9 protein-coding genes and 2 pseudogenes are annotated in these 10,729 nt (G+C 35.3%); 6 read left to right on the top strand and 5 right to left on the bottom strand.

The window, feature by feature from the left end; translation table 11 throughout:
• Positions 1–87: 87 nt before the first annotated feature.
• The 4 genes and pseudogenes from AC075L_RS21535 to AC075L_RS21520 all read left to right on the top strand — a co-directional run bounded on the left by AC075L_RS21535 (position 88) and on the right by AC075L_RS21520 (position 2,189).
• Positions 88–426: a type II toxin-antitoxin system RelE/ParE family toxin gene (locus AC075L_RS21535; protein ID WP_118409643.1), complete on the top strand. Its 339-nt coding sequence runs from the start codon at positions 88–90 to the stop codon at positions 424–426.
• A 221-nt stretch (positions 427–647) separates the two neighbouring features.
• The gene (locus AC075L_RS21530) at positions 648–989 is read left to right on the top strand and encodes a plasmid mobilization protein (RefSeq protein WP_005426517.1); all 342 of its coding nucleotides are present in this window, start codon (positions 648–650) and stop codon (positions 987–989) included.
• A gap of 108 nt (positions 990–1,097) precedes the next feature.
• Positions 1,098–1,331 (top strand): annotated as a pseudogene (locus AC075L_RS21525) (relaxase/mobilization nuclease domain-containing protein); the annotation flags it as partial.
• Positions 1,332–1,421: 90 nt separating this feature from the next.
• On the top strand, positions 1,422–2,189 hold the full coding sequence (locus AC075L_RS21520) for a hypothetical protein (protein WP_476388183.1): 768 nt from the start codon (positions 1,422–1,424) through the stop codon (positions 2,187–2,189).
• 154 nt (positions 2,190–2,343) lie between these two features.
• On the opposite strand, the gene AC075L_RS21515 is transcribed toward AC075L_RS21520, so the two are convergent.
• The gene (locus tag AC075L_RS21515; RefSeq protein WP_005426519.1) at positions 2,344–2,757 is read right to left on the bottom strand and encodes a winged helix-turn-helix domain-containing protein; all 414 of its coding nucleotides are present in this window, start codon (positions 2,755–2,757) and stop codon (positions 2,344–2,346) included.
• A gap of 118 nt (positions 2,758–2,875) precedes the next feature.
• On the opposite strand from AC075L_RS21515, the gene AC075L_RS21510 reads away from it, so the two are divergent.
• Both AC075L_RS21510 and AC075L_RS21505 read left to right on the top strand, forming a co-directional pair.
• Positions 2,876–3,250, top strand: a complete 375-nt coding sequence (locus AC075L_RS21510; RefSeq protein WP_092073165.1) for a BlaI/MecI/CopY family transcriptional regulator — start codon at positions 2,876–2,878, stop codon at positions 3,248–3,250.
• Positions 3,251–3,260: 10 nt separating this feature from the next.
• A complete protein-coding gene (locus AC075L_RS21505; RefSeq protein ID WP_118409641.1) occupies positions 3,261–5,057 on the top strand; it encodes a BlaR1 family beta-lactam sensor/signal transducer in 1,797 nt (598 codons plus the stop codon).
• A gap of 27 nt (positions 5,058–5,084) precedes the next feature.
• Here AC075L_RS21505 and AC075L_RS21500 read toward each other — a convergent pair whose 3' ends face one another.
• The 4 genes and pseudogenes from AC075L_RS21500 to AC075L_RS21485 all read right to left on the bottom strand — a co-directional run bounded on the left by AC075L_RS21500 (position 5,085) and on the right by AC075L_RS21485 (position 10,592).
• The gene (locus AC075L_RS21500) at positions 5,085–6,332 is read right to left on the bottom strand and encodes a DUF6070 family protein (protein WP_118409640.1); all 1,248 of its coding nucleotides are present in this window, start codon (positions 6,330–6,332) and stop codon (positions 5,085–5,087) included.
• Complete coding sequence (locus AC075L_RS21495; RefSeq protein ID WP_118409639.1) at positions 6,319–7,476, bottom strand: DUF6070 family protein; 1,158 nt, start codon at positions 7,474–7,476, stop codon at positions 6,319–6,321. Before AC075L_RS21495 ends, AC075L_RS21500 begins: the two co-directional genes overlap by 14 nt.
• A gap of 40 nt (positions 7,477–7,516) precedes the next feature.
• A pseudogene (locus AC075L_RS21490) lies at positions 7,517–9,620 on the bottom strand (penicillin-binding transpeptidase domain-containing protein).
• A 726-nt stretch (positions 9,621–10,346) separates the two neighbouring features.
• Positions 10,347–10,592, bottom strand: coding sequence for a transposon-transfer assisting family protein (locus AC075L_RS21485; protein ID WP_062807812.1), 246 nt, complete (start codon positions 10,590–10,592; stop codon positions 10,347–10,349).
• Between the last annotated feature and the right edge of the window lie 137 nt (positions 10,593–10,729).

Here is a 10,729-nt window from a genome sequence, read left to right as displayed (position 1 = left end):
GGGGAATTGATGATATGGAAGCTGGTCGTGAATTGCCACTGGAAGATGCTTTTCGCAAAATCACAGAATTAAGGGATGCACGAAGAAATGCAAGAATATAAAATTATTTTAATCTGGGAAGCAATTTACGATGTCACAGACATTGCAGATTATATTGAAGAAGAATTCGGCCAGCAACGTGCTGACCGTTTTCAATCTGATCTGAAAGAACAAATGCAGAATTTAGGCCAGTTCAGTACTGCCTTTCCCCGAACTCAAATTCTGTACAGAGGATATTCCATACATAAAAGATCTTTTCCGCCATCTATTATTTTTTATATTATAATGGAAGAGACAAAAGAGATTCATATTCTCCGAGTGTTGCGCCATGAACGAGATTGGGAAAATATCCTGTTGCAAAGATCAACTTATACATATCCGGAATAAATAGCCGGAAGCCGATCAGAGATTTTTCTGAAAGGTATCCCTGGCCCTCTTATATTTTATAATTTCTTAATTTGACGCTTCCGCCTACTCCTGTTAAAATAAACTGTAGACACATCTATCCAAAACATCATACAGCCAAGTAATATAACTGTCATAGCCGAACTGGTTAGACAGTTTTTTTGTACTCTTTTTTATAGAAAAAAACGAATTGGAGGATTTCAATGAGCAAACGTACCAGAATTCATCCCGTACAATTTTATTTGAATGATGACGAACAATACATTTTAGAAGAAAAATATCGTCTTTCCAGGATGAAAAGCAAATCTGCCTTTCTACGGAAAATGATCTTATATGGATTTGTATATGAAGTAGACTACTCTCATATCCGAAAAATGAATACCCTGTTGGGCAATATCAGCAGCAATTTGAATCAGATCACCCATCGTATAAACAGTACCAATACAGTTTACCCAAAGGACCTGGACGATATAAAGGAGTTAATGGAAAAAATATGGCAGTTACAAAAATCCATGGTATCAAAACAACCGTTAATAAAGCAATAGAATACATCTGCAATCCAGATAAAACTGACCAGAATCTATATATTTCTTCCTTTGCCTGCTCTCCCGAAACAGCCGTTCTTGACTTTAAATACACTTTGGATCATACACATGACTGCAGAGATCCCGCACAATACAAATAAGGCATTTCATCTGATTCAGGCATTTTCCCCTGGTGAAGTTTCCTATGAAGAAGCCCATCAAATTGGCAAAGAACTTGCGGATCGCTTACTGGAGGGAAAATACTCCTATGTTCTGACAACACACACTGATAAAGGTCATGTACATAACCATTTGATTTTCTGTGCTGCAGATAATATCACTTTTTCTCATTATCATGACTGTAAAAAGAATTACTGGAAAATACGAAATCTCAGCGACACTTTATGCCAGGAACATAACCTGTCCACAATTATGCCAGATGGTAAAAAAGGAATGAAATACAATGAATGGGCTGCAAATAAATCTGAATCCAGTAAAAAAGCGCAGCTGCGAAAAGATATCAACCAGACAATCCGAATCGTTTCCACTTACTCAGAATTTCTTGCATTTATGGAAGCTAAGGGATATGAAATAAAAAACGCAGAATTTGGCGAAAACAGCAGGAAATACATTACCTTTCGTTCTCCCGATATGTCCCGTCCAGTGCGTGGAAGTGCTAAATCTTTAGGAAAAAACTTTACTAAAGAACGTATCAAAGAACGCATTAATAATAAGCTTCACAGAACTACTGTTCCTTCTGTTCGTAATAAGTTAATAGACACCAACACTCCCAATATAGCAGGAAACATTGGACTTCAGAAATGGGCAAATAAGGAAAATTTAAAAATTGTCTCTGCTGAATATAACAAGATGCTCACACATAATCTACATAATTTTTCAGAACTTGAAGACCGCATAGCCTTGTTACATATGCAGCAAAAAGAGGTAAATACCTCTGTTGTTTCTCTCGAGTCTCAGATACGTCATCTTCGAGAAATGCTAAAATATGCCAAACAATATCAGAAAAATAAAATTTACGATGACCATTATAAAAGTTCCAAAGATCCGGATCGTTATTTCCGTAAATATGAATCTCAAATTATTCTTTTCGCGGGTGCTGAACATATTTTACAGGAAAATGGCATGGATCTGAAAAGCATCTTAATTCCAATAAGTTACAAGAGCAAATTGCAGATCTTATTTCCAGAAAGGAATCACTAAATACTCAATACGTTTCCTTTAAGCAAGAAATAAAAGAGTTGGAATTGATACATCAAAATCTGTCCAAATATCTCAAACAGGATGCTCCTGAAATACAAAGATCTTCTCATAACAAACTTCCTTCTTTGTAAAACCATAATAATAGGCAGTGATTTCACTCGCTGCCTAAATTCCCGTTAAACCGATATCCTACACCTCGTACTGTTTGTATATATAATGGTTGTCCAGGATCATCTTCTATTTTTTCTCTGATATTGCAGATATGTCGCATAACCACATTATAATCACCGGAATAAGGTTCATTCCACACCAAATCATAAACCATTTCTTTTCCAAATATTCTACCTGGACTTTTCGCTAAAAGAAGTAAAATATCATATTCATATTTTGAAAGATGAACATCACTATCATTCTTTTTAACAATTCGTTCCTGTAGATATATTTTTAATTCTCCAAACCTTATAATTTCCGGTATGAATTGGTTTTTATGTTCCCAGCTAGTCAATATGTTTTCACTTATGCTTCCATTAGCATCTGTGATTCTCTCAATAATTTCTATCTTTTTCACCTTTATTGCCTCTACATTATTAATTTTATATTCTATATATCATCTGCCATTTGACTTTTTTCTTCTACAAGTAATATAATATATTTATTACATATGTAGGATTTAGCAGGAGGATTTTATTATGTCACTACCCCAAATTTCAGAAGCCGAATTTGAAGTTATGAAAATTGTATGGAAATATGCTCCCATCAATACAAATGAAATTACAGAAAAACTTACTCTAACTACCAGCTGGAGTCCAAAAACAATTCAAACTCTTATCAAGAGACTTGTTTCCAAAAAAGCTCTTTCCTACGAAAAACAAAGCCGGGTATTTGTCTATACTCCATTAGTCCAAGAAGATGAATATATACGCCAGGAAAGCAATTCTTTTTTAAAGCGATATTATAATGGAAATCTTTCTTCTATGCTGGCTTCTTACCTTGAAGACGATAAGCTCTCTTCAACAGAAATTGATAACTTACGCCATTTATTATCAAAACATCAGAAATAGGAGGTTTTGAATGAGCAACTGGATTATCCACTTTTTAATCAGTAATATCTTCATATGTATTTTTACACTTGTAATAATCGGAACAAAAAAACTTCTGAAAAAATATTTATCTGCGGCTACACAGTACCATCTCTGTTTTCTTTTATTTTTACTACTTGCCGTGCCATTTTTTCCTGTACAGATTCATGGCTCACAACTTTTTTCATGGTTACATTTTTTTCAAACTGACTCAGGACTTAACTCTGGTACCGACACGCTATCCGAACTTACCAGTAATACACAAAATATTTTGTTAAACCAGGTGAATGATTTTTCAGTTTCCATCAGTAGTCAATTTTCTGGAGGCTTGAATATCATACTCTTTCTAATATGGATAACGGGTGTTATGATTATGTCAGTCCTCACCCTTCATTCATTAAACTATGTACGTTCCATAAAAAGATCTGCTCTCCCGCTTCAAAATCAGCAGGTAAAAACTATTTATTACAATTGTTTAAAGGAACTTAAAATCTCTCACCCAGTATCAGTCTACAGTACTGCATTTTTAAAATCACCAGTTTTAATCGGAATAATACATCCCAGAATTTACATTCCCATCCATTTAATTTCCGAACTGAATCCTGATGATATGCGTTTTATGCTGCTACACGAATTACAGCATTACCGTCACAAAGATACATTTATTGGCTTCCTCATGGTCATAAGTAATATACTCTACTGGTTTAACCCTTTTGTTTGGTACACTTTAAAAGAAATTCTCTGTGACCGTGAAATAGCCTGTGATTCTGCTGTATTGCAGATGATTTCTGCTGATGAATACCAAGCTTATGGAACTACACTGATTAATTTTGCAGAAAAAATATCCTCTTTTTCCTCTCCACTGGCAGTTGGAATGTCCGGAAATTTCAGGCAGATGAAACGACGTATTCTCAACATCGCCGTTTTTAGGAAAGAAACTCTTTATCAAAAAATGAGAGCATTGATAATTTATCTGGTCATTAGTGCTGTTTTTATTGGATGTACACCCATTTTATCCATTGATGCCTCTACTCAAAGCGTATATCATTTTAGTGATACAGACAAAAATATCTCCCTGTTAGATATATCCGAAACATTTGGAACATATGATGGATCATTTGTTTTGTATGACAATAATTTGGATTCCTGGAAAATATACGATCTTGAAGAAGCCACCAAACGTATTCCGCCAGAGTCTACCTACAAAATATACGATGCATTATTAGGGTTGGAATCCGAAATCATCACACCAGAACACTCTTCCATGACATGGAATGGTGATGCCTTTCCTTTTCCATCCTGGGAAGCTGATCAGGATTTAAACTCTGCTATGCAAAATTCCGTTAACTGGTATTTCCAGGCAATTGATTCGCAGCTCGGAATTAACAGAGTCCAGGAATTTTTGAATAAAATAGAATATGGAAACCAGACAACCAGTTCAAATCTGGATTTATACTGGTCCGATTTTTCATTAAAAATCTCGCCTTTAGAGCAAGTAACATTATTGAAAAAATTTAACACAAATGAATTCCATCTAAATTCCCAAAATGTATTTTCTGTTAAAAATGCTATAAAAATTGCCAGTACACCTAATGGTAATTTCTACGGAAAAACTGGAACCGGTCGTGTCAACGGACAGGATATCAACGGCTGGTTTATCGGATATGTAGAAACTTCCGATAACAGCTATTATTTTGCAACCAATATCCAAAGTGATTCTAATGCAACTGGCAAAAAAGCATTTGAAATCACTTCTGATATCTTAAAAAAATTACATATATGGAATTAACAAATATGAAAGGGCTGATAGTTGTTATCAGTTCTTTCTTTTTATTCTATATTGATATTTGGGAACTTCTTTCGTACCATTATTCAGAATTTTATTCCCCATATATTTAAAACTCTTATCATCGTTGAGCTTAACAGTCAGCTCACTTGTAATAACGGCATCATTACATATAAATGTATCACATACAGCATCAACAACCAGCACATTGTTTCCCTCTCCGCTATCTCTTATTTCAACGACCTCCGGTAAAGATGTTCCAAAATAAGTAGGGCTATAATTTAAACAACCTAATCGTTCCCAGTCATAAGTTTGATGTTCCGAATCAAATGCTGCCCATTTTTTAATTTGCTCCGCTGTTATCGGCAAAAACTCCATTATCAGATTTTCAAACTCTTCTGCCGGAATTCCACTTGAGTTACCTGAAAACTCATATCTCTCCCCGTATTTCATTCGATATAAATATTCATATAAACCATTATAATCTAACCCTTCCATATCAGATCTATCCCAATCAGAACATAAAAGATTATTCCCCTGATATCCAAGCAAATACACACACCTCTTTGAAACTTCCCTGCATTCATCACTTAAAGGTTTAATTCTTATCATAGAACTGCCATCAACCGCTTCTGATACTTCCGGATATTTTGGAACACATAGCGTATAACCAAACCAGCCTTTTTCTGTATATTTCCATTCTTCTATCCTTGTATACGAAACATATACAATAGATGGATTGTCGTTCATACCCCAAACAACTTTCGCAGCCAACAAATACATATCTGTCCCATCATAATTGAATTTGAGTCTTTCTATCCCACCATCCCTGTTAATCCTATATAAGACGATATCTCCTGGCAGATCCTGTTCTGCCCTGAAAAGAAATTCTTCCATTTTAGAATAATTAGCCATATTTGAATACGGCGCTGATGTAATAACAGGGACATTTTTTTCCTTTAATACTTCCTGCATTTTTTCCATTACTGTCTCAGAAACTACTACATTCGATGAAGTTCCTTTATCCGCCTTTTGATAAATGGCTTTCATCTGATTCATAACATTCTTACAATCTTCAATAGCTTCTTCTTTCACGACTTCATCTACTGGCAAATCATATCCTCTTTCTTGTACAGCATAATTCGCAGTTTCCTGTGAAATATATTCTAAATCAGCCCCTTTACATTTTGTATTTCCTATGAAAAAGCATCCCAAAATAAATAAAACACTCACCATCTTTTTCAGTTTTCTTTTTGTACTCATATCAATTATCTCCATAACATTCCTCCCACTTTTCGTCTGATAATCTTTCCGTATACCAGGTAACCTCTATTTCTGACCTTGATACATAATTGGATACATATTGAAATCTATCTTTATCTAACAGCCGAATGGTTACGCTATGACAAAACGCCTGATCTAATTCTTTTTGTGGCCATACCGCATTTACTTCCAGTGTTATTGTTCCATCTTGATTTTCTATGTAGGAAACAACTTCCGGATATGGAATATATGGTGTGGGAGCAAAATCATATACGATTCCTCTGGTTCGATACCGATATGTCTGTGTTTCCGTGTGAAATACCGTTCCTGTCTGCAGTATCTCTGCGCTTATATTAAAATATTTTTGAAATATCGCTTCAAATGATTCTTTTGGGATTTCATAAGTCTTTCCTTCCTTAAATTCATCAGTTTTTTCTTCCATTGAAAGTAAACGGTCAAAAACATCATAAAAATTTATTCCATCATAATTTTTTTCACTCCAATTAGAAGTAAACAATTTATTAAGTGTATATCCAAAAGGAAGTATATATTTTCGATTCAGCTCCCTGCATTTTTTATTTAACGGCACTACCCGAAAGGCCCGATATCCAGACGGTCCATCATATCCTGCCGGATGATATTCTTCTATAAAGAAATACCCGTTTTCTGTATATTTCCATGAATTAGCTCTAAACTCATGATAATATGTTTCCTGCCAAGTGTCCTCTTTCCATTTAAAAGAGCTTACTTCAACGTCTATTTTCCCCTGTTTGGTTTTCAGATCATACCGGATAAAATGATCCCCTGCTATAACTTGAAATATAGTAGTTTTTCCATTCTTCTCTTTTTCTGCTTTTTTCAAAAAATCATCTACTTTAATACTTTGAACCATATCCAGCTGATTGTAGGAATCAATTACTGCATATCCATATTTTCCAAAATAATCCATACTTTTTTGTATTGTACTCAGCTCATATAGTGCATTTTTTTTCACAGCATTCTCATATATGTTCCGATAGCCTTCTGCCAGCATTTCACACTCTCTGTAAATTTTTTCTTTCGTATCTTCAATTGTCTTTTTCTGCTCTTTCTTTATGCCACATCCACTACAGACAGCAAGAAAAATAACTCCCACAAATATTTTCCAAATTTTTTTCATATCATTTTCCTCTTACATTTGTAATATTTAAAGGTAAAAATTATTCATTACCAAGATATTCATCCAGTATCGCCTTATCCTTTTCCACCACATAACCGCTTCCTCCAATATCTTTCACATTCTCTACCATACTGATGAGCAAAATAGGATTCTTTGTATCTCTATCTGTAGTAAAAACTGTAAACCAGCCAATTTCTGTTCCAGATGTATCTTCTTTTGTAGCTTTCAGTTCCGCTGTTCCGGTTTTTCCTGCTAATCTAATGTCTTCCCGGCATGCTCCATAACCAGTTCCTTCCGGGTTATTCACTACACCCTCTAACCCCTCCATAACCTCCGAAACAATTTGTGGTGAAAAAGCATCTTTTATCCAGATTTCACTGGAAGTGCTTCCACCATCCGCGTGAAGATATGGCTTTATCATATTTCCATCATTTAGAAAAGCCGTATAAATGCTTGCAAGATGCAAAGGATTTACCAGAATCTGTCCCTGTCCATACCCACTGTCAGCAAGCTGGATTTCTGTTTCTATCTTGTCCATATTAGAATATTGGGACTCTGACATTTTAATATCAAATGGAAGTTCCTGATTAAATCCTATTTGATTTAGAGACTGCATCAGTTGATCCGCACCAATTTTTAATGCTGCTTTTGCAAAATAAATATTATCTGAATAAATAAGCGCATTTTTCAAGATCACAGGTTCATAATCATGAAGTGTAGTCACTGTATAATCTCCCCACGAGGAATCTTTCTGCCACGCCAGACCCTCATTTCCAAAATCGTCATTTGCAGTAAATGCCCCCACTTTTAATCCAATTGCAGCAATTACAGGTTTAAAAGTTGAGCCAGGACACCATGTCTGGCGAAAGCGGTTGTATAAAGGCCTGTCTTCATTTTCATTTAATGCACTCCACTGGCTGTTGTCCATTCCACGTACAAAATCATTATTATCATAAGATGGCGTACTTACCAACGCCAATACTTCCCCTGTATAAGGATTCAAAGCTACAGAACATCCTCTGTCTTCTTTAAATTGTTCATAAAGAGTACTTTGAAGATCACCATCAATCGTAGTATGGATATCTTCTCCATCTTTTCTAGGCTCATATGCAATAACACTTTTTTTATTTCCATTTGCATCTACAATACAGATTTCACACCCATCCGTTCCTTTTAGTTCTTTTTCATAAAGCGTTTCCAGTCCAGTCTTTCCAATCACACTGTTTGTACGATACCCTTCCCCTTTATGTTCCTGCAAATCTTCGGCTGTAACCGCTCTGTACATACCCTACCAGATGAGAGGCAGCTTCTTTTAGATAATAAGTTCGTACTTTTACATCAGATAACATAATACCTGGAATCTTCAATAATGTGTCCTGCTTTTCTTTTTCTTCCAGAACAGTTTTATCCGGATTCACTGTCAAAAGATCGACCTCTTGTATTTTAGGAATTGTTGCTACTGGTACAAAAGAATCTGCTTTTACCCAACCGGCTTTTAACTTATCCTCAATTTCGTCTGCTCCAATTCCAAGATACTCTGCCAGTTTTTTTATTGTATCTTCTCTGTTCTCCATCCTGCCCGGAACAATTCCTACCGAAGATGCAGTTCCCTCTCCAGCCAACTGACGACCATTTCTGTCTAAAATATCTCCTCTCTTTGCTTCTTCTGACGTTACCTGAACTTTATCCGTTGCAGATAACTCTGGAAAAATCAACTGATCCTGCCAGATTAAATGATATCCTGTCCAATCATGTGAAAATACCGCATCGTTGGTAAATTCTACATTTCCTCCAGCAGTCTGCATATTTGTTGTATAGGAAACTGCCGCATTTCCGTTTTCTTGTCTTTTTACTGTAATATCGGTTATGGACAGATCAGACATCTCAATGCCTTCATATATTTTAGAATTTCGTTCTATAAATTCTTCCTTACTGTTCATGCTGCTTTTTTTCTGATCCAGCATGGCATACATTTGCTCATATTCCCCTTTTTCAATATATTTCATATATTCCATTAGTCTTTTTTCAGGAACATTACAATTCATTATTGTTACAATACCGATTCCACCACCAATCAATATACCGCTAAATAAAACTATTTTTGTAATAATCTTCGTGTGTTTTTTTCTTTTCTTTTTTCTCATATAGTTTTATTTCTCCTTTTTTCATATTTTCTTAAATATTACACTTGTAATATTTAAACGTCAAGCTTTTTCTTAGGTTTATATATGTAGACAAGAGAAAAGATTTGCATAAAAAAGAAAGGGCATCTCAAAGCCTTCTTTGATAAAGAACTTTACGACACTCTGAGGTAATGGTTTCTCCGGATGTTTCCCAAACGCTATAATCACTCTCCAGAAGAACCAAAAACGATTTTTAATTTTCTCTCAGAAAAAAAAGAACTACTCTAAATCTGCTGATCTTTGAAATAACCCTGCTCGTTTCTTATAATCACAAACATATTCAGACAACACATTCTTTGCTGGCAGATTATTATAGCAGAAAACGCAACAAATCCCTTTATTAACTTTTGTTCCATATATTTCCTGTACCAATCCTATTGTTTCATCATCTGAACAAAAGCTCTTCGGAATCTCCCTACAATCCCTGATAATAACGCAAATCTGTTTACTATGTCCTCTCTGTTAGTATACAAGCCAGCTAATCTCTTTATTATAGTATCTAAATACTTCTTCCCAATTCCACTACTCAAAATTTCTTCAGTCACTATTTCTGCAGATGTGTTTTTATATCAGCCAGAGTTCCCCTGGCTGAATTCTTCCAATATATACCTGTTAACACTTCTCAATGCTGACACTTTTTCCTTCGCTTCTCATCTTTCACCTGCTATACTGCACTCTGGCTTGAATTCATTCCCTCTCTTCCAGTTCCGATTTATAATCTTCCAAGTCCATAAGAAAAGTCTCATAGCCTTCATCACTCATGCATAACAGCTTTCTTAGGGTATTGCAGACAAGCCTAATCATATCCGCATCCCCTTTTAGAAATGGAATGATATGGTCGATTGCTTCCATTGTGTCATTTCTGTTTCCTTTATCAAACATTGCCGTTACTGAACATTCGTCTGTATCAAAGTTCATTGCCAGATTCATCATAATTCTACATCCCCCTTCTTATGTGCTTTGGATTTTTCTACTTCTTTATTTTCCTGCTCCTGTGCTTTTGCCCTTGCCTGAAACTCTTTCAACGACTGCAGTACAGATTTTTTCAGTTCTCCTTTCATTATACAAGA

The organism is Blautia sp. ZXY-1-B12, from assembly GCF_056339915.1.
The sequence above is the reverse complement of the archived record's forward strand: the minus strand, read 5'-3'. Positions and strand labels throughout refer to the sequence as shown.